Origin of the sequence: Sorangium sp. So ce295, assembly GCF_051527405.1 — a bacterium.
Lineage (GTDB): Bacteria > Myxococcota_A > Polyangia > Polyangiales > Polyangiaceae > Sorangium > Sorangium cellulosum_B.
In genome coordinates this window covers 12,008,695-12,027,972 of record NZ_CP150324.1, presented here as the reverse complement: position 1 = coordinate 12,027,972, position 19,278 = coordinate 12,008,695, and the positions used below count along the sequence as shown (strand labels likewise).

The following is a 19,278-nucleotide window of genomic DNA, read 5'->3' as shown; positions in this document are numbered from 1 at the left end:
ATGGCTGCTCTCGAACCATCCCCCCACGCCGACGTCGAGCCCTCCACGTCGAGCGCGGTGCCGACCCGGCTGCTGCTCGGCCTCTCGTTCCTGGGCGGCCTGCAGATCATGGCGCTCGAGATCTGCGGGCTGCGGATGCTCACGACGTACCTGGGATCGTCGGTGTTCATCACAGGCACCCTGCTCACCCTGTACATGGTGCTGCTCTCGGCCGGCTATTACCTGGGCGGTAGGCTCAGCGCGCGCTGGGGACAGGAGCCGCGCGGCCTGTTCGGGCTCTTGCTCGCCGCGGCGTTGTACGCCGGGGTCGGCCACGGCCCATGGCTCGATTCGCTGGGGAACCTGGGGCTCAAGCTGCGCGAAGCGCTGGAGGCCCAGCCGTTCTTGCAGCCCATCGTGCCGGCCGCCCTGCTCACCTTGGTGCTGTACGGCCCTCCCGTGCTCGTCACCAGCATGATCTCGCCGTTCTTGATCCGGCTCCGCGCGGCGCGCGCGCCCGGCGCTGCCTCGCGCGACGAGGGCTCCCGCGACGCCGGCGTCGAGGCGGGCTTCTTCATGTCGCTCTCCACCATCGGCAGCATCGCCGGCACCATGCTCAGCTCGTACGTGGCGGTGCCGCTGGTGGGGGTGCGCTGGACGGCCCTGGTGACGAGCGTCGTGTCGTTCGGGCTCGCCTCCGCCGCCTGGATCCACAGCGATACGCGCTCGTCCGGGGCACGCCGGTGGCGCGCCGCCGGGGTGCTCGGCACCCTCCTGGTGGCCATGTTCGTCTCCGGCTTCCGCTCGCCGCCGGCCGATCCGAACCTCGTGTACCGCGCCGAGTCGCACTACGGTGAGCTCGAGGTGTACCAGGCCGAGGACGCCTTGGGCCGCCGGATGCTCACGTACCATCCATCGCGGGTGTACATGCACTCGATGCTGTTCCCGGAGCAGCCGCTCTGGGATCTCGAGGGTGACATGTACTTCATCTCCGGGCTCTTGAAGCCCCCGAAGAAGGTCCTCGTGCTGGGCTCCGCCGCTGGCGGCGCGCTGCGCGGCCTCGAGCTCGCGTTCCCTGGGGCAGAGCTGACGGGCGTCGACCTCGATCCGAAAGTGCACGAGGTCGCCACGCAGGTGTTCGGTGTCAACCCGAGCGTGGCGCGGCTCGTGACGGCGGACGCGCGCGTCTTTCTCATGGAATCGGTCGAGAGCTTCGACCTGATCATCGTCGACCTGTTCGCCGGCGAGTTCATCCCGAGCCACTGCGTGACCCAGCAGTTCTTCGAGCTCGTCCGCCGCCGGCTCAGCCCGCGCGGCAGCGTGTTCATCAACACGAACATGAACGACGTCCCGTTCGAGACCGGCAGCGCCCGTGAGCCGTTTCGCGGGATCCGCCACCTGCAGGCCACCTTGCGCGCCGCCGGGTTCGAGCACCTGTTCGAGAATGCGTTCTTCAACTCCATCTACGCGTTCGCCGAGGACATGTCGATCGAACGGTTCAGGGCCGAGCTCGAGCGAGAATGGCGTCACGGCGGCAAGCCAGCGCCGCTCAAGGCGGCGGCCGGACTGGCGCTGTACAGCACCTTCGCCGTCGACCCCGGGAGCGGGCGGTATCGGCCGTTCACGGACGCCTGGACCCCGGACTTCCTGATCCAGCTCAAAAGCAATGAGCGCGCCATTTACTCCGCCGTCGAGGAGGGCGGCGCGGAGGCCGCGCTCTCGCCGTCGGCTCGGTCGCGCGCGCCGCGCCCCGTGATCGAGCGCCTGCTGGCGCGGCACCTCGCCGAGTGGCGGCAGACGGGCGACAAAGGCTTCGTGCACATCGGCCCGCTGGCTGCGCTGCTCAGCGAGGTGTCGGACCCGCTCGGACCCGGCACGCTGGAGACGGCCGCGCGCTATTTTCAGTTCACGTACGAGCCTGACCTCGCCGCTGTGGAGCCACGCTCGCCGTGGGCGGAGCTCGCCGCGCTCTATGCGCGCATGCACGCGCTCGGCCACGCCAATCAGTACGAGCCGCTGCTGGAGGTGCTGGAGACCGTCCACAAGCGTGTGCCGGCGCCGTGAAATGTCCGGCGCGGCTGAGCCAGCGCTCCATCACCACCGACGCATCGATGGTCAAGATGGCTGGCGAAGACCTTAGCACCTCGGGAGAGCTTGGAGCATGAACGTGGGAGAACGGCGGCTCAGCGGAGACCCAGCTAGCACGAGCAGCCATCGCAAGGGCCGATCGATTCTTTGGCTTGTCGCGCGTGTCGCGCGTGTCGCGCGTGTCGCGCGCGTCGCCTACGTCGCGTGTTTCTGGCTCGGGTGCTCGAGCGGCGTGCCGACCGCGGCGCCGCCGGCGCCCGACGCGCGGACGAGCGTCGCGCTGCCGCCCGAGCGCCCGGCGCAGGCGTTCGCCGCCGGCATGCACGGCGCCGTGAGCAGCGCCGAAGCCCGCGCGAGCGCCGTCGGCGAGGCGGTGCTCAAGCGCGGCGGCAACGCCGTGGACGCGGCCATCGCCGTCGCGTTCGCGCTCGGGGTGACGTACCCGTCGGCGGCCAACGTCGGTGGCGGGGGCTTCATGCTGGTGCGCTCGCCGGACGGACGCACGAGCGCCATTGACTACCGCGAGGTCGCGCCGACCGCGTCGCGTCGCGACATGTTCCTCGACGCGAAGGGCGAGGTCACCGAGGCGGGGCAGGTGGGACCGCTTTCGGCGGGCATTCCGGGCGTCGTGGCGGGCCTCGCGCTGGCGCATGAGCGCTGGGGATCGCTGCCGTGGTCGGAGCTCTTGGCGCCCGCGATCGCATTGGCGCGCCACGGTGTCCGGCTCGACGGGTTTCAGGTCCGCGACCTCGGGAACGGCGCCGGCTTGATGCACGAATATGCGAACAACCTGAGGGAGCTCCAGCGCGACGGCGACGAGGCGCGCGCCCTCCGCGCAGCGCTGACGTCGACCCTCGCCACGTTCGAGCGAGCGCCGGGGACGGGCTACGCCCTCGGGGACGTGTGGCGGCAGCCGGAGCTCGCCGACACGCTCGCCGCGATCGCCGCGGGCGGTCCTCGGGCGTTCTACACGGGCCCGCTCGCCCAGCGCATGGCCGAGGGGGTGCGGGCGATGGGCGGTATCTGGACGGCGAAGGATCTGGCGGACTACCGCGCCGTCGAGCGCGAGCCTGTGCGGTTTGCGTACCACGGGCACGAGATCATCAGCATGCCGCCGCCGTCGAGCGGGGGCATCGTGCTCGCGCAGATCTTGACGGCCGCCGATCGGCTGAACATGAGGCAGCTCGACTACGACTCCCCGCAGCGCATCCACCTGTACATCGAGGTGCTGCGGCGCACCTTCGCCGAGCGCAATCGTTGGGTCGGCGATCCCGATTTCGTCAGCATCCCGCGGGCGGAGCTGCTCGATCCGGAGCGCGCGGCCCGCCGCGTCGCCGACATCGATCCCGAGCGCGCGACGCCCTCGCTCGAGATCCGAGGCGGCGGGGCCGTCGCCGAGCCGCGGCACACCACGCATTTTTCGATCGTCGATGCCACGGGCATGGCCGTGGCCAACACGTTCACGCTCAACGGCGATTTCGGGGCGCTCGTGCAGATCCCTGGCACGGGGGTGACGCTGAACAACGAGATGGATGATTTCGCGGCCAAGCCCGGCGCGGCCAACATGGCGGGCCTGGTGCAGGGAACGCCGAACGCCATCGAGCCCAGGAAGCGCATGGCGAGCAGCATGTCGCCCACCATCGTCACGCGTGACGGGCAGCTGCGCGCTGTGCTCGGATCACCCGGTGGCCCCACCATCACGACCACCGTCGCGCAGCTCTTGATGCAGATCATCGATCACGGCAAGAGCTTGAATGACGCCGTGGCCGCGCCGCGCATCCACAACCAATGGCTCCCGGACGAGAGCTTCTACGAAGCGGGTGTGCCCGAGAGCACGCTCGCGGCGCTTCGAAGCAAGGGGCACCGCATGACGGCGGAGCCGAGCATCGGTCACGCGAATTGCATCGAGCGCGACCCCGCGAGCGGCGAGCTCCGAGCCGTGGCCGACGTCCGGCGCGGCGGCGGCGGCGCCGTGGCCTATTGACCAGCGGGAAATAATGAACAGGGAGGCGGAGACAGGGAGTATCTTGAAGATTTTCCTCCCCGTCTCCCCGCCTCCCTGTGAATTTTCCGAAGAATTTGAGGGGATGTCTCAGCTCAAAGCGAGCAGCTTGTCAGCCCATCGCTCCTCAATCATTGCTCTTGTCTCTAGGTTCGAACAGCCGCCAGCTGCTTGGAGGCGGGGGCGTACGAGAGGCGCCATCCGGCCAGCACGAGCAGCAGGAGTACCGCGTTGGTCGAGCTGGCCGCCGTGACGACGCCGAAGAACGGGATCAGGAGGTAGGAGCTCACCATCGTGCCGGCGATGCTGCCGACCGTCGAGAGCGCCATGAAGAAGCCCGACTCCTGGCCGGCGTCGGCCCCGTCCTGGCCGCTGGCGACCGTCTGCAGGCGGGTCCAGTACGGCGAGATCATGCACGTCAAGAACACAGGTGGTCCATACAGCAGCACCGAGAGCACGGCCGCGGGCACGCCGCCCTGCAGGAACGGGTGCGCCCCGAACCACGCGCGCAGCGCGAGCCCGAGCGAGGTGATCGGCTCGAGCAGCAGGGAGGTGACGATCGCTGTGTACAGCGCGCCGAACACCAGGACCCGGAACAAACCGCGGGCGGTGCCGAGCTTGCGGCTGAGCAAGCCACCCGCGTAGTAGCCGGCGGAGAGCACGATCATGAACACGGTCAGCAGGGTGCCCGTGACGATCACGGATGAGCCGAGATGGGTCTGCAGCACGCGAAAGCCGCACATCTCCAGCACCATGATCTGAAAGCCGCCCCAGAAGGATACGGCGTAGAGAAGCCAGCGGGGCACCGCGTCTGACGCCCGCAAGCGCGCCGCTCCGTTCTCGTTCTCGTCCTCGCTCATTCGTCCCTCACTTCACCCTCAGGGTAGCCGTGGCCGCGTCCAGCGCCGCCGGCGAGCATGATTGTTGAAGGGGCTCCCAGAGACACGAGAGATCGTCGCGCCGGCCCTCGCAGATGGAGTTTCAGACATCCTTTGGCTTGCCGGCTCCATCAGGCGACAAGCTCAACCAGATGAAGCACTTCGGCCAGTACGCGAGCGTCATGGCGACGATGACCGCAGACACGCTCAACATCATCACCCAGACGAGCGCAGCCATCGACGGATGATCAGCGCCGAGGCTGGCCGCGAGCGACAGCAGCAGAGCGACGGCGCCGGCGACCCGCAGCCGACGCGCGACCGTGGCGGTGTGCGGCCTTTCGCTCTGCACCTGCGCCCAGTGCGGCTTCATGGCGAGCGCGAGCCACGCCATACCGCACACGGCGCACACGAAAGCAGCCGTCAGGAGCGCGAGATCAGCCATGCGCCACCTCCACCGCTCGCGCATCGGGCACGGAGGGCTCGTCCTCGATCGCGCTGGCCGCCTCGACGCGCCGCAGCCGGCGCGCCGCGAGCAGGGCCACGGCCACGGCGCCGAGCAGCGCCAGATCGAGCCCTGCGACCGGCCAGTACCCTCGCGCGACGGTGCGTCCGAGGTGGTCGCCGGTCGTGATCCAGTTGAGCGCCACGGCCGCCGGCGCGAGACCGGCGATGGCGTAGCATTGTTCCCGCCAGGCAGGAGCGAGCCGCGCGCGCTGGACGGGCGCAGAGCGCAGCGCGGCGTGAACGAACGTGAAGAGCCACGTCAGCCAGAAGACGCGCTCCTCCCAGGCGCCACGCTGCTCGAGCTCGAGCGGCAAGACGCGGTTCGCGACCAGGATCGCGAGCGTGGCGACCACCATCCCGGTCGTCGACGTGACGGCGAGCGCGTCCACGACGCGCGCGCCGTGGGCCCCGTGAGCGGCGTGCTTGTGCTTGCGCTTGCCGACGAAGAACAAGAGGCCGGTCGCGATGCAGGCGCAGCCGGAGAGCCCGCCGAACACGTAGAGCCAGCGCAGCAGCCAGTGCTTGAAGTGCTGCAGGTGGATCCCCGTCAGGAACTCGGCGACGCCGGACACCGCGCTCGGCGGCGGCTCCTCCCGGATCACCCGGCCCGTCGCCGCCTCGAAATGCACGCCTTGCCCCACGAGCGCGACACGGTCGCTGCCGGCTCGATAGACGCTGACGTAGCCATGTCGATCACCGACATGGTTCACCATCAGGAGGCCGACCTCGCCGGGCATGTCGCGCGCAGCCCAGCGCCGCTTGGCCTCCGCGACCATCGCGTCCACCGACGCCAGCGGCGCCTTGACGCCCGCGGGGTCGTGATGAAGCCCGTCGGCGCGCGCCTTGATCTCTTCATGCTTCTCGGCGAGCGGCTTCAGCGTCGTCTCCGAGACCGGAAAGTAGATGCCAGCGAAGATGATGAGCCCGGTGAGCGGGAACATGAAGTGGAACGGCAACGCCACCACGCCCGTCAGGTTGTGCAGATCGAGCGTGCTCCGCTGCCTGTTCTTCGCGGGCCGGAAGGTGAAGAACTCCCGGAAGAATTTCCTGTGCATCACGACGCCGCTGACGAGCGCCGCCAGCATGATCAAGGCAGCGAGCCCGACGATCCAATACCCGATATTCAGCCAATGAAGGTGAAGGCTGATGTGCATGGGGTAGAAGAAGTCGCTCCCGATCTTCAGCCGGTCGTCGGAGAGGTGCTTGCCGCTGCGCGGGTCGATCGTCACGTGGCCGTGGACGTGATCGTCCGGGTCCTTCGGGTTGTTCTTGACGGCGAACTCGGCGTACATCGAGAGCACCGGGTCGCGGTGCGTCGTGTAAGCGCTCCAGTTCATGAGCGGCAGCTCGGGCTCGAGCGGACCGCCGACCCGGGCACGGGCCTCCTCGAGCTCGTGTTCCTCTGGCTGGATCTGCTCGAAGATGGGGAGCAGCACCCGGTCGAACGACGGCATCACCTGCGGCTCGAAGCGCGTCTCCGGGATCGCCCAGCGGTCGATCTCGCGGTCGAACACCGACAGCGAGCCGAAGAAGAACACGACCATGAGCACGAACCCGAGCACGAGCCCGAACCACGTGTGGACCCAGGTCATCGCATGTCGGAACGAGCTGAACATCAGGAGCACCTCGTCTAGATCATCGCGCGTGATGTGAGCCAGCCGAACACAGACATCGCGGCCGCGCCGGCCGCGAAGACGAGCCAAACGAGCAGTACGCTTCGAGCGGTGAACGCCCAGCAGAAGCAGGCCAGGAAAACCAGAAACGCTACGAGGAACGTGAGGGTCTGCGCCTCTCCGAAGGGCATCCCTGCCGCCACGCCCAGCGCCGTCCCGAGGGTGACGAACCCCCAGACGAAGCCGTAGCTCCCGAGCAGGCTGGCGCCGATTCGGGAGACGATCTGAAGCGTGGTCGGGGTGCGAGCCCACTCTCTCATCAGCGTATCTCTCCCGTCACTTTCATATAGAAGGCCCGCCCGGGCCGCTGCACTCCGAAATTGTCGAACACCTTGGCGTCGGCGATGTTGTCGACCTCGAAGGTCGAGGTCACGCGCGCGAAGTCGCGGCTCGCGATCCACGAGACGCCGGCGCTCTGCGTGACCTGGGCGGGCACCTCTTTTTTGTACTGCGGATCACCGTGACACTCCCAACCACGGAAGAACTCGTGCACGTAGCGGCCATCGTAGAAGGGCTCGATGGTGTCCCGTGAGCTCGGCACGCCCGCGAAGCGAAGCCGCGCGCCCCAGCTGCCGAACAAGTAGGGACGGTTCGGGAGGCGGTCGCCTTTGCAGATGCCGAAGGGGCCTTCGTCCGAGGTGTTGCGCACGTCTTGCCAGGTGAGCATGCCGTCGAGCCTCACGTAGCGCCCGGGCGAGACCCAGCTGCTCGCGCTCTCGAGACCCATGCCGCGGGCCGAGCCGATATTGTAGTATTTGAAGAAATTTTGATTGCCGAGCAGATAGATCAGGCGATCGCTGTCGCGCAAGAACGCGTTGATATCGAGCGTGACGTCGCCGAACCTGGTGCGCCGTAGCTCGACGCGGGGGCCGAGGTTCGCGTTGTGGCTGACCTCGGGGTCGAGCTCGAGGTTCTCGTAGATGAGCAAGCCGTTGCCGAACACCTCGTCAGGGCGCGGCAGGCGCGTCGCGTACTCGTAGGAGGCCTTGGCGTAGAGCCAGGGCGTGAAGCGAAAGCGCAGCGCGCCGCCGGCGCCCTGAGCGTGGCGCACGGTGTCGCGCCTGCGAAAGAGGGTGCTGCCTTGCGGCTGCTCTTCGCTCTCCGCGTTGTAATAGTAATCCTTGACGAAGAGGATGTTCGAGAGGCGCTCTCCAAGCAGGTTGAGCTCATATTCGAGGCCGCTCACGAGCGTGAAGAGGTCACGCTGGGCTGTGAGCGCGTCGCGCGCGCTGGGATCCGCCTGGATGCGCTCGTCGCCCGTCCGCGTCGCGAACGACGGCGCGAACGACGCGCGCAGGGTGTGCTCGGGTGCGATCGCCCACTTCACCAGGGCGCGACCGAACACGCTGTCTTTCCATACCGTCTGATCGTGCGGGTCGCCCGCCTTGATCTCGCCCCGCGTGGGTCGTTCGAAGGTGCGCCGGCCGTACCAGTCGTAGACCCACTTGCTCCGGTCGACGTAGTCGACGATGCGGTGCGCGTAGCTGCCGACCAGCTCGAGATCGATCGTGGGGTGCAGATCGACCTCGTAGCGAGCCGTCGCGCCGTGAACGGTCTCGCCGTACGTGACCTCGCCGTAGGGGGGCGGCGTCATCAGCCCGTTGTGCTGCAGCTCCTTGTCGTACGTGGAGGAGAAGCCGCTGAGCAGCAGGCGACGGGCCCACGGGCGGCCCACGACGCCGGCCTCGAGGGTGCCACCGTAGGCACGGTAGCCGTCGTGAAAGCGCGGGAGCGTCGCGGGACGGAGGAGCCCACGGTCGTCGTTCACCTCGACGTCGACCTCGTAGTTGTTCTCGGTGATGTCGAAGAAGCTCGCAGCGCCGAGGACGAGGCCCGTCGGCTCGTGGTGAACTCGGCCATCGGCGGTCACCCGGTACGTGCCGAAGGAGCCGGCCTGATAGCTCGCGCCCGCGCGCGTCTCGTAGCGCTGGTCGCTGACCAGGTTCACCGCGCCTCCGAGCGCATCGGCGCCCAGCCGGATCGGGACGACGCCGCGATACACCTCGACCTGGTCGACCAGGCTGACCGGCACGTTCTCGATGCCGAAGGGATAACCCGCGACGTCGAGCGGAACGCCGTCCAGAAGAAAGCGGATCTGGTCGTCGTAGAGACCGTTCAGCGAGAAGCGCGTGCTCGATCCGAGGCCGCCGTTGCGTCGCACCGCGACGCCCTGCGTGCGCGCGAGCACCTCGCCGAGGTCGGCGCTCTGCGCTTTCACCTTCCGCGTGTCGATGACGTTCACGGCCTCTGCAGATTGCTGGAGCCGCTCGGCTTCCGTGCGCCCGCCGGTGACGAGCACCTCGATCGCCTCAGGCGGGGCGACTCGCCCCTCGGGACCGGTGAGCGTGACCGCCGCCGCGCCGACCGCCGCGCCGCCGGTCGTGACCGTACCGCGGACCGCACCGGGCGCAGGTGGCGGCGGCTCCTCGGGCGGCGGCTGGAAGTCGAATCGAAACAGGATGCGGGCAGCGGTGGGCCGACCCTGGCGTTCGGCAGGCCGGAAGCGGAAACGAAGGGCGGCTTCGCGTGCCGCTTCATCGAAGCCGTGCCCAGCCGCCTGGGTCACCTCCGCCTCCGTCACGTTGCCTGCTGCGTCGACGAGGAGCCGCAGCACGACGGAGGCCTGGATTCGTGCGGCCTTGGCCTGCTCGGGGTACGTCGCCTCGGCCCGCTCCAGCAGCTCGGGCGGTCGCGCTTCGCCGGGGGATGGCGGAGCCTCTGGACCAGGCTGAGGAGGTGCGCCCGGCTCCGCCTGGCCCATCGCCTCACCCGGCACGAGCAGCACGAGCAGCACAGCGATGAACCTCTTGCCGCCCCGCTGCCATCCCGCTGAATCCACTGACTTCTCGTAGATGGAGCCGCTTGCGGCCTCGGTGTGGGTCGCCTGGCACCGACGAAGGCTCGACCGCTGCGCTTGGCAGGGAGAACCGGGTGCCATAAGTTGCGAATGATTCTCGCTTTCATCTCACGATCGCGCTGCAAAGTCAATGGCCGTGCAGACCTTTTCGCCCACTCAGCCGCCGTTTTGCGGCAACGGCCCGAACTTACTGGTCGCATGAACAGGATCACCCCGTTGTGCGCCGAGGTCGTCGTACTCCCTGACGACCCGCTCTCCCGCGTGGTGACCTGCCGTCTACTGATGAGAGCGCTCGACGCCGACGCCTTCCGCCAGGCCAGGGAAGCCGTGGTGCGCCAGAGCGTCCTGCGCACGACCTTTGTGTGGGAGGGCGCCGACGAGCCAATCCATATCGCGTGGCGCGCGGGAGCGACGACGGCGGTGGAGATCGAGGACTGGCTCGGCGCAGGCGCCGGGGAGCAACAGACGTCTTCCCGGTTCAGCCGCATTGATCATTCTTCCGTGAAAGCGGGCGCTGGGTCGCAGCGGGTCAACCAGCATTTGCCGCGTCGGCGACATTTATGCGAATGATTCGCGATTTCACTTTCCTGGGTCCGGCGGCGCTGCTATTACGCCATCTCAGCTAGAGCGGGGCGCATCTTCGTGCGCCATGGGCTCATCTGCGTCGTTCGGCTCGCTGCGGCGTAGTTGCGTACGCCTCACTCACTGCCTGGCGGCTGAACCCCCAGCGCACGAAGAAGGTGCGCTCCGCTCTCGAGGGCATCGCGATCATCCCGAGCCATCGCGCGTTGGGTCATCGCGGCACGAGGGCTGGGTTATCGCGATGGATAACAGAGCGTGGAGGGCTCGATGATGGCGAAGCGTGCGCAGATTTTATGGGGTGCTGCCGTGATCTCGGCCGGGTCCGTCCTGGGCTGCGCCCTGGACAGTGACGTCGAGGACGAGAGCGTCGGGACGGACGCGCAGGAGGTCTATTACGGATACGTGTTGACGGTGGGCGAAGAGGCTGATCACGGTCTTTTGTCCCTGCCCAACACGACTTGCAGCGCGGTCGCGCTCACCAGTCGCTGGGGCCTGGCGGCGGCGAGCTGCGGAGACCTCACCGGACAGACGGTTCGGTTTCAGCTCAGAAACTACACGATAACGGGGAGCTACAGTCATCCGCACTACTCCCATCGGCCCCCCCAGTACCCGCCTACCCTGTACCTGGGCTACAACTTGCAAGTCATCCGGTTGAACAGCGACCTGCTGGACTACGGCGGAGGCCTGTGGTCTCCCGACTTTCTGACGACGACGCAAGTGACCGCCTCGTCCCTGGTCGGAGACACGCTACGCTGCGTCGGCAAGTCCCCCATCGCCACGTACGGGACGTTCACCGGTGGGTCCGCCGCGAGTGGCCGCTTGAGCCTCGTCAGCTCGAGTGAGTATCTCCAGACCATGGACCGAGGCGGACCTTGCTTCACGAACCCGGACTCGTTCTTCCCGATCATGGTAGCCATCAATGTGTCCGGCTATTCGTCGCAACCCGCGCAGGGCAGCACCACCCATGGCGGGTACGTCCTGCCCATCACCTCGGGCCACTGGAGCTGGATCAACGACACGATCGCCCAGAATCCGCCCTGAATGGGGCTTTTCATCGCCCGGCGCGGGGCTCACGTCGCGTCCGCGCTCGCTCAGGGTAGCCCTCCTCGCGATGGCAATCGTCGCGAGCGTGGAGGTCTATGCGGCCGCCACCTTTCCTCTGGTGGACGTGGTCGACTTCGTATTCGAATTACTGGCCCTTCCCGGTACTCGTCGGGCGGAGGGACCCCGAGGCGCCGGGCCGGGTGCCTCAGCGCTGCGCGCGGCCGAGGACGAACCGGCTGCTCGCTGGCTCCGCGTACGTCGTCCACACGAGCGCGGCGCCCTCGTCCGCCGGCGCGGCCGCGAGCCAGGACAGCCCCGCCGGCTCCCTCGCGAACGCATACCGAGGGACGGCGAGCGAGCCATCGGCGTCCACGTGGAAGAGGCTGACCTGCGTCGCCTCCTCCTCGACGAGCGCCACGATGGCGCGGCCGTTCGATACGGTGATCGCGTGCTCCTGCGTGTCCTTCACGGGGTCGCGCGTCGCGATCGCCACGGGGTCGCTGGCGAGGGCCGCCTGTCCGTCGAGCCAGCCGACCTCGAAGCGCTCGCCATGGAGCCACACGCCGCCGACCCGGCCTGCTCCGGCGGGCGCGAGCGCCACGTCACGGATGCCGGCGAGCTCGCGCGCCAGGCCGACCTCCCCTGACGCGTCGATCGGCACGAGCACGGTCGCCCCCGCGTCCTCGCCGTCGTCGGTGATCGCCCCTGTCGACACGACGAACCCCGGATCCGCGAAGGCCGCCGCGGCCGTCTCGCCATGAGCCGTGTCGGCGACCGTCGCTTGCCATGTGGCCTCTCCGTCCTCGTCGAGCAGCTCGGCGACGATCTTCGCCGGCGCCCACGCGACGTCGGTGCTCGCATAAACGAGCAGCGGCGGTGCGCCGGGCCTCGCCGCGAGCACAGGATAGGCGGCGTTCTTGATCAGACGCACCGCGATCTCCTCTCCGTCGGGATCGAGGTGGCGGAGCCACAGCTCAGGGCTGTCGCCCCCGCCGCCGACCGCCATGATGAAGCCCCCGGGGCTGGGCGCGAGCGCCACCCGCAGCGGCGAGCGCGCCGCCCAGGGCGCGTCCAAGCAGTCCCAATGGCGCTCCAGCTCGAGGCTCGTCGAGAAGCGGGCGAAGCGGACTTTGTCGTCGAAGTTCAGCCATGCCGCGACGAGCCCCTGTTCGTCGCTCGCCATCGCGATGTCGCTGACGTTGTATCCATCGACGCGCGGGCGCGCGCACGCGAGCTGGTTCGGGGCCCCGAGGCACGAGTCGCAGTCACGGACGTCGATCGAGCAGGTATCGCTGCATGCGGTGCGGCCTCCCACGTATCCGAGGGAGCTGCACGTCTCGCTGACGGCGCCGTCGCACCCCTCCGTCGCCTCGACGCACTGGGCGGGGTTGCCGTCGACGCTCCAGCAGACCTCGCACGTATCCAGCACACCATTGCCGCAGAACTTCACGTCGGTGTCGCATACCGGGTAGATGTCGGGCGGGTCGCATGTCTCGGGGAACGGCTCGGTATCGCCCGTGCCGCCGGGAGCGCCCGTGCCACCTGGGCCTGTGTCGATCTCGACCGTGCCACAAGCGCCGAGCGCGCCTGCGACCAAAGATGCCATTGCGCACAGATAGGTTCCGGATCGCATGATGGTGTCCACAGCAACGACCAAGCCAACGAAGAGAGCAGCGGAGCGCACGAGCCCGGGCCGAGCGCGAGGCCCGCTTCATGGCCCACGATGGCCCACGATGACCCATCACGAGCCGATTCGCGGCGCATCTTGTGCCTTGTTTCAGGAGCTCGCCGAAATCGAACTCCTCGTGGATCGATTCGACGGACGTCCTTCACAACCGAGCGAGCCATCCCTCTTCGAGCGACGGCCAGGGGGCTGGAGCCGAGTACGCCTCGGTCGGCGCTAATCTCCGCTCCTGCGCAGGATCGCGCCGCGCACCGCCCTCAGCCCCTCGGACAAGCTCGCATAGCGCGGGATCGCGTACCGCTCGCACACGACATCCACGTTGCCCTTGCGCCAGAACCCCTCTGGACAGACGACATGCATCTTCCCGGAGCGCCCGAACAGGCCGAGCTCCAGCAAGCTGATCGGCGCCTTCGAGCCCGGCGCGAAGTACATCAAGATGACGTCCGCCTCCTCGAGCCCGCGGAGCTCCCATAACACCTGCTCCACGAAGCTCGGGTTCTCGAGGCTCTGCGCCCAGCCCGGCTCCCACCGCTCCCGCCTCGGGTTGAGGATCACCACCTCGAGATCCGCGAGCTCCTCCGCGACGCGCGCCTGCCACAGCTCGGCCTGGCCATTGTCGATGGATCCGGCGAGGAACAGCTTCGGGCCCGCCAATCCGTCGAACGGCCGCGGCGCCAGCACCTCGATCATGGGGAACACCTCGCGGAGGAGAACACGTGGACGACGATCGCCATGGGGCCGCTCCCCTCCCACGCCCCGTAACCCGTAACCGCTCAGCCCGCTCCGCCGTGCCCGTGCCCGCAGCCTCGCTTCAGCTCGGGCTCGCCCTTCGACGGCGGCGGGGGCACCGGGGCGCAGGTGCAGTCGAGGCACCCGTGCTCCGCGCAGCTCCCGCACATCGCTGTCACCTGCTTGCGGAGGGCCTCGCGGGCGCGGAAGAGGCGCACCGCCGCGTTGTTCGCGGTGATCGACGCCTCCTCGGCGAAGGCCTGCACCGAGAGGCCGTCGACCTCCACACGCTGGATCGCGGCGGCATACTCGGGCTTCAGCGTGCCGGCCAGCGCCCGGACGCACTGGCAGACCGCGCGGTGCTCCACCTCGGGCTGGACCGCCTCGTCGAGCTCGGCGGCCAGCGCGGCCATCGCCCGCTCCGACGCGCCCTTTCGCCGGAAATGGTCGACCACGGCGTTCCGGAGGGTTCGATAGAACCACGCCGTGGCCGACTCCTCGTCGCGCAAGCTGTCGATGCGCCCTATGCCCCGCACGAAGGCGTCCTGCAGGATGTCCTCGGCGATCGCGCGATTGCCCACCTTCCGTTCCAGGAAGCGCAGGAACTCCCGGTGGCTCTCGACGAGGGTGGCCACCGCCGAAGGCCGCGCGTCCTCGGCGCCTTCGCTCGGCGGCTCGGCGCCCTCCGGGCTTCGCCCTGGCTCGCTCTCGCTCATGACGCACCAGGCTATCCACGAGGGCCGCCCTGCGCCACCGCGCCACGGCACAAAGCGATGGCCGGCGTGACCGGTCGGGTCAGAATGTCCTCCTCTTCACCGTATTCACCGGGAGGCTTGAATGACGCTTCAGAGGGTGCTCGTCCTGGCCAGCGTGGGGCTCCTGCCGGCCTGCTCAGGGGCAGACGCCGATGCCCCGCTGTCGTCCACGCCGCGCTGCAGTGCGTCGCCGGAGTGCGCCGCCACGCCCGACACGCCGCTGTGCGACCAGGCGCTCGGCGCGTGCGTCGAGCTGCCGCCGGGATCTGCGATCGGCGTGAAGGATGGCAGTCCGTCCTCGGTCGCGCTCGTGTCCGTCTTCGAGCCGAACCGGCAGCGCGAGCCGACCGACCTCGCCTTCAACCCGGAGCGGCCCGAGGACCTCTGGGTCGTCAACCGCAAGGACGACAGCGTGATCATCATCACGAAGCCCGGCGCGCCGGACGGCTCGTGGGTCCGCCTCCGCGACCCCGCCGCGGCGCACTTCATGGACCAGCCGCCCGCGATCGCCTTCGGCCACCCGGGCACGTTCGGGGTCTGCGGCGACAACGACAACGGCGGCAACTACTTCATGGGCCCGTCGCTCTTCTCCTCGGATCTCTCGATCTTCGCCACGGAGACGCCCGACGGCCTCGGGTCGCACCTCGACATGCTCCACTCGAGCTCCTTCTGCAAGGGCATCGCGCACGAGCAGGCCAACGTCTACTGGGTCTTCAACGGCAACGACAAGGCGCTCGACCGGTACGACTTCGCCCACGATCACGGCCCCGGCCACGACGACCACTCCGACGGCGAGATCTACCGCTATGCCGCCGGCGAGGTGCTCGGGGTCGAGGCCATGTCGAGCCATATCTTCTACAGCGCCAAGGAAGAGCGCCTCTACGTCGCCGACACAGGCCACAAGCGGCTGCTCAAGCTGGATCCCACGAGCGGCGTGCCCGGCGCGAGCTTCGACGGGCAAGAGCCGGTCAAGGTGCGCAGGCACATGGACGGCGCCACCCTCATCGAGTTCGTCCCCCCGGGGACGCTCGAGGCCCCGAGCGGCCTCGAGGTCCACGAGGACCTCGTCTACGTCACGGATCACGCGACCAGCAGGATCTACGCCTTCGACACGGCAGGGCAGGTGGTCCGCACCCTGGACACGGGCCTGCCCGCGGGCTCGCTCGCGGGGATCACCTTCGGGCCGGACGGCAAGCTCTACCTCGTCGACATGCTGACGAGCCGGGTCTACCGCATCGATCCGATCCTCTGAGGCGGCCAGTCGCGCGCCGCGCGCCGGCCGTGAGGGCATCGGCCGCGCAGCGCCCCTGCCCCCCTACGCCCCTGCTCAATCACTCTCCCCCCGCCGGCGCGCTCGCTTCCTGCCCGCCGAGCAGCGCGTCCAGCTCGGCCTCGCCCTTGTCCTCCGCCGCCCTGCGCCGGCGGCGGCGGATCCACTCGGCCGCGTCGTCGAAGAGCGAGTAGGCCACCGGCACCGCGAGCAGCGTGAGGACGAGGGAGAGCGACTGGCCGCCGAGCACGATGGCCCCCGTCGTCCGGTTCTGGCCCGAGCCAACGCCGTGCGAGAGCACGAGCGGGATCATGCCGGCCACGAAGGCGATCGTCGTCATGAGGATCGGGCGGAGCCGGTCCTTGTTCGCCTGCAGGATCGCCTGGAGCCGCGGCATCCCCTCCGCGCGCAGGTGGTTCGTGTGATCGATCTGGAGGATCGCGTTCTTCTTCACCACGCCGAAGAGGACGAGCAGCCCGAGCCCCGAGAAGAGGTTCAGCGACTGGCCGAAGAGCTTGAGCGAGACCAGCGCGAACGGCACCGTGAGCGGCAGCGAGAGCAGGATCGTGATCGGGTGGAGCCACGACTCGAACTGCGCCGCGAGGATGAGGTACATGAACACGAACGCGAGCCCGATGACGACGACGAAGCTCGCCGCCGTGCTCGCCGTGTTCTTCGAGCTGCCCACCGGCTGCGCGGAGTAGCCCGCCGGCATCCGCTGCTCGGCGACGATCCTGTCGAGCGCCGCCTGCACCGCCGAGTCGCCGACGCCGGGAGCGGCGTTCGCGCTGATCGTGATCTGCCGGCGCCGGCCGAGGCGGCCGATCGACGAGGGGCCGCTGTCGGGCTCCATCGTGACCACGCTGTGGAGCGGGACGGCGCCGTGCTTGGACGAGGGCACCGTGAGGAACGCGAGGCTCTCGGCGTCGGCGCGGTGCTTCGCGTCCGCGCGCACGCGGACGTCGTACTGCTCGCCCGCCTCCGAGTACGTCGACACCTTGAGCCCGCCGACGAAGAGCTGGAGCGCGCCGGCCACGTCGGCCACCTGGACGCCGAGATCCGCGGCGCGATCGCGATCGATGACCGCGCGCAGCTCGGGCTTGCCCACGACGAGGCTGTTGTCGACGTCCACCGCGCCGGGGACCTTCCGAAGCTCCTCGGTGATGCGCGCCGCGTACTCGCCCAGCCGGTCGAGATCCGGCCCCTGGAGCGCCACCTGGATCCTCGCCGACGACTGGCCGCCGGACGAGACCGCCTGCACCTCGCCGGCCGTGACGCGCAGCTCGTTCGGCAGCTTCGCGAGGATCTCCTCGCGCACCCGCTGCATGATCGCGAGCTGCCCGAGCGCGCGCTGCTCCGGGTCGACGAGCATCACGTAGACCTTGGCGATGTTCGCGGCCTGCTGCTCGCCCTCCCCCACGGTCAGGAGCGTCCGGGTGACGCCCGGGAGCCGGCGCACGTCGCCGGCGATCCGCTCCGCGATGAGGCGGGTCGAGGTGAGGCTCGTCCCCTCGGGCGCGCGCATGTTGATCTCGAACTGCGCCTGGTCGTCCTCCGGGAGGAAGCCGGCGGGCAGCGTCTTCGCGATGGGCGCGCACGAGCCGAGCGCGACCGCCGAGGCGACGACGATCACCCAGCGGCGCTTCATCACCCACGAGAGCGCGGTCATGTAGGCGCGCTCGATCGGCCGGTAGAAGACGTCGACGGCGCGCTCGAGGACCGAGGGCTTCGCGGGCGCGCCGTGCCGCGCGTGCCCCGAGAGCCACCGCGCGGCGAGCGAGGGCGTGAGGGAGAAGCTGACGATCAGCGAGACCCCGATCGCGAACGCCATCGTGAGGCCGAAGCTCTTGAGGAAGCGCCCCACGATCCCGGGCATGAACGCTACCGGGATGAAGACCGCCATGAGCGACAGCGTGGTCGCGAGCACCGCGAGGCCGATCTCCTTCGTCGCGAGGACGGCGGCCGGGAACGGCTTCATGCCCTTCTCGTCGATGTAGCGGACGATGTTCTCGAGCACGACGATGGCGTCGTCGATGACGATGCCCACGGCGAGCGCGAGCGCGAGCAGCGTGAGGAAATTCAGCGTGAACCCGGCGATCCACATCACCGCGAACGTGCCGACGACCGAGATCGGGATCGCGAGCGCCGCGATGAGCGTGCTGCGGGCGTTGCCGAGGAAGAGGAGCACCACCGCCGCGGCGAGGAGGGCGCCGAGCACGAGGTGCTCCTTCACGGCGGCGATGCCCGTGCGGATCACGCGCGAGCCGTCGCGCACGACCTCGATCTTCGTCCCCTCGGGCAGCGAGCGCTGCACCTCGTCGAGGCGCGCCTTCACGGCGTCGACGACGGCGACGGTGTTCTGGCCCGACTGCTTGACCACCGACAGGAGGACGGTGCGCCGCTCGTCGAGCTGGGCCCAGGTCTTCTCCTCGGCGCGGCCGTCCTCGACGCGGGCGACGTCCGAGAGGCGCACGGCGTGGCCGTCCTGCTCCCGGAGGACGATGCGGCCGAGGGCCTCGGGCGACTCGACGCGCCCCATCACGCGGAGCGTGAGGTCCTCGGGGCCGGTCTCGACGCTGCCGCCCGGCGTCATCAGGTTCTGCGCCGCGATCGCCCGCTGCACCTCGGCCGCGGTGATCCCCTGCGCCCGCAGGGCGATCGGGTCGAGCCAGACGTTGATCTGCCGGCTCTGCGCGCCGATCAGGCTGACCTGGCCGACGCCGGAGATGCTCTCGATCTGCCGGCGCACCCGCTTGTCGACGATCTCGCTGAGCTCGCGGATCGGCTGATCCGACGCCACGGAGACGAGCAGCACCGGGGCCGCGCCAAGGTCGATCCTGCTCACGATCGGCGGGTCGATGCCCTTGGGCAGGCTGGGCAGGACGACGCTGATCTTGTCGCGCACCTCCTGGGCCGCGACGTCGGCGTCCTTCTCCAGCACGAAGCCGACCACGACCTGGCTCACGCCCTGGGTCGACGTCGAGCGCAGCTCCTCGATGCCGCTGATGGTGTTCACCGCGCCCTCGATCCGGTCGGAGATCTCGGCCTCGACCTCCTCGGGCGCGGCGCCGTCGAGGCGCGTCGTGACGACGACGTACGGGACGTCGATGTCGGGGAACTGGTCGAGGCCGAGCCGGGTGTAGCCGGCGACGCCGAGGACCACGATGACGAGCATGAGGACCGACGCGAAGACGGGCCTCTTGACGCAGACGCGAGCGAGCCACTGCATGACG

14 protein-coding genes are annotated in these 19,278 nt (G+C 69.0%); 5 read left to right on the top strand and 9 right to left on the bottom strand.

All coding sequences use genetic code 11. The features are described 5' to 3' along the window. Positions 1–2,043, top strand: a complete 2,043-nt coding sequence (locus WMF11_RS45695; RefSeq protein ID WP_437975213.1) for a fused MFS/spermidine synthase — start codon at positions 1–3, stop codon at positions 2,041–2,043. A gap of 256 nt (positions 2,044–2,299) precedes the next feature. Next, the gene (gene ggt, locus WMF11_RS45690; protein WP_437975212.1) at positions 2,300–4,051 is read left to right on the top strand and encodes a gamma-glutamyltransferase; all 1,752 of its coding nucleotides are present in this window, start codon (positions 2,300–2,302) and stop codon (positions 4,049–4,051) included. A 164-nt stretch (positions 4,052–4,215) separates the two neighbouring features. Here ggt and WMF11_RS45685 read toward each other — a convergent pair whose 3' ends face one another. The 5 genes from WMF11_RS45685 to mxcH all read right to left on the bottom strand — a co-directional run bounded on the left by WMF11_RS45685 (position 4,216) and on the right by mxcH (position 9,963). After that, positions 4,216–4,929, bottom strand: a complete 714-nt coding sequence (locus WMF11_RS45685; RefSeq protein WP_437975211.1) for a fused MFS/spermidine synthase — start codon at positions 4,927–4,929, stop codon at positions 4,216–4,218. A 121-nt stretch (positions 4,930–5,050) separates the two neighbouring features. Beyond that, positions 5,051–5,389, bottom strand: coding sequence for a DUF3325 domain-containing protein (locus WMF11_RS45680; protein WP_437975210.1), 339 nt, complete (start codon positions 5,387–5,389; stop codon positions 5,051–5,053). Beyond that, on the bottom strand, positions 5,382–7,067 hold the full coding sequence (locus tag WMF11_RS45675; RefSeq protein WP_437975209.1) for a PepSY domain-containing protein: 1,686 nt from the start codon (positions 7,065–7,067) through the stop codon (positions 5,382–5,384). Before WMF11_RS45675 ends, WMF11_RS45680 begins: the two co-directional genes overlap by 8 nt. Positions 7,068–7,081: 14 nt before the next feature. Next, complete coding sequence (locus WMF11_RS45670; protein WP_437975208.1) at positions 7,082–7,384, bottom strand: iron uptake protein; 303 nt, start codon at positions 7,382–7,384, stop codon at positions 7,082–7,084. Then, positions 7,384–9,963 carry a TonB-dependent siderophore myxochelin receptor MxcH gene (gene mxcH / locus WMF11_RS45665; protein ID WP_437975207.1) on the bottom strand — a complete coding sequence of 860 codons (2,580 nt, stop codon included), beginning with the start codon at positions 9,961–9,963 and terminating at the stop codon, positions 7,384–7,386. The genes WMF11_RS45670 and mxcH overlap by 1 nt, the downstream gene beginning before the upstream one ends. Positions 9,964–10,179: 216 nt before the next feature. Between mxcH and WMF11_RS45660 the strand changes: the two genes are divergently transcribed. Beyond that, positions 10,180–10,551 carry a hypothetical protein gene (locus WMF11_RS45660; RefSeq protein WP_437975206.1) on the top strand — a complete coding sequence of 124 codons (372 nt, stop codon included), beginning with the start codon at positions 10,180–10,182 and terminating at the stop codon, positions 10,549–10,551. Between the two features lie 279 nt (positions 10,552–10,830). Continuing rightward, a complete protein-coding gene (locus WMF11_RS45655; protein ID WP_437975205.1) occupies positions 10,831–11,604 on the top strand; it encodes a hypothetical protein in 774 nt (257 codons plus the stop codon). Positions 11,605–11,812: 208 nt separating this feature from the next. Here the strand turns inward: WMF11_RS45655 and WMF11_RS45650 are convergent, their stop codons facing one another. The 3 genes from WMF11_RS45650 to WMF11_RS45640 all read right to left on the bottom strand — a co-directional run bounded on the left by WMF11_RS45650 (position 11,813) and on the right by WMF11_RS45640 (position 14,736). Continuing rightward, positions 11,813–13,213, bottom strand: a complete 1,401-nt coding sequence (locus tag WMF11_RS45650) for a hypothetical protein (protein WP_437975204.1) — start codon at positions 13,211–13,213, stop codon at positions 11,813–11,815. Positions 13,214–13,507: 294 nt separating this feature from the next. Then, positions 13,508–13,981, bottom strand: coding sequence for a nucleoside 2-deoxyribosyltransferase domain-containing protein (locus tag WMF11_RS45645; protein WP_437975203.1), 474 nt, complete (start codon positions 13,979–13,981; stop codon positions 13,508–13,510). Between the two features lie 83 nt (positions 13,982–14,064). Next, positions 14,065–14,736, bottom strand: coding sequence for an RNA polymerase sigma factor (locus tag WMF11_RS45640; protein WP_437975202.1), 672 nt, complete (start codon positions 14,734–14,736; stop codon positions 14,065–14,067). A 121-nt stretch (positions 14,737–14,857) separates the two neighbouring features. On the opposite strand from WMF11_RS45640, the gene WMF11_RS45635 reads away from it, so the two are divergent. Next, positions 14,858–16,027 (top strand): hypothetical protein, encoded by a 1,170-nt coding sequence (locus tag WMF11_RS45635; RefSeq protein WP_437975201.1) that lies wholly within the window; start codon positions 14,858–14,860, stop codon positions 16,025–16,027. A gap of 79 nt (positions 16,028–16,106) precedes the next feature. On the opposite strand, the gene WMF11_RS45630 is transcribed toward WMF11_RS45635, so the two are convergent. Beyond that, complete coding sequence (locus WMF11_RS45630) at positions 16,107–19,274, bottom strand: efflux RND transporter permease subunit (protein ID WP_437975200.1); 3,168 nt, start codon at positions 19,272–19,274, stop codon at positions 16,107–16,109. Positions 19,275–19,278: the final 4 nt, after the last annotated feature.

Coding starts and splice junctions, on each gene's coding strand:
- WMF11_RS45670 (WP_437975208.1), bottom strand. CDS start 7,384: ATGAGAGAGTGGGCTCGCACCCCGACCACGCTTCAGATCGTCTCCCGA.
- WMF11_RS45645 (WP_437975203.1), bottom strand. CDS start 13,981: ATGATCGAGGTGCTGGCGCCGCGGCCGTTCGACGGATTGGCGGGCCCG.
- WMF11_RS45640 (WP_437975202.1), bottom strand. CDS start 14,736: ATGAGCGAGAGCGAGCCAGGGCGAAGCCCGGAGGGCGCCGAGCCGCCG.
- WMF11_RS45635 (WP_437975201.1), top strand. CDS start 14,858: ATGACGCTTCAGAGGGTGCTCGTCCTGGCCAGCGTGGGGCTCCTGCCG.
- WMF11_RS45630 (WP_437975200.1), bottom strand. CDS start 19,274: ATGCAGTGGCTCGCTCGCGTCTGCGTCAAGAGGCCCGTCTTCGCGTCG.
- WMF11_RS45695 (WP_437975213.1), top strand. CDS start 1: ATGGCTGCTCTCGAACCATCCCCCCACGCCGACGTCGAGCCCTCCACG.
- WMF11_RS45650 (WP_437975204.1), bottom strand. CDS start 13,213: ATGGCATCTTTGGTCGCAGGCGCGCTCGGCGCTTGTGGCACGGTCGAG.
- WMF11_RS45655 (WP_437975205.1), top strand. CDS start 10,831: ATGATGGCGAAGCGTGCGCAGATTTTATGGGGTGCTGCCGTGATCTCG.
- WMF11_RS45685 (WP_437975211.1), bottom strand. CDS start 4,929: ATGAGCGAGGACGAGAACGAGAACGGAGCGGCGCGCTTGCGGGCGTCA.
- WMF11_RS45680 (WP_437975210.1), bottom strand. CDS start 5,389: ATGGCTGATCTCGCGCTCCTGACGGCTGCTTTCGTGTGCGCCGTGTGC.
- WMF11_RS45675 (WP_437975209.1), bottom strand. CDS start 7,067: ATGTTCAGCTCGTTCCGACATGCGATGACCTGGGTCCACACGTGGTTC.
- WMF11_RS45660 (WP_437975206.1), top strand. CDS start 10,180: ATGAACAGGATCACCCCGTTGTGCGCCGAGGTCGTCGTACTCCCTGAC.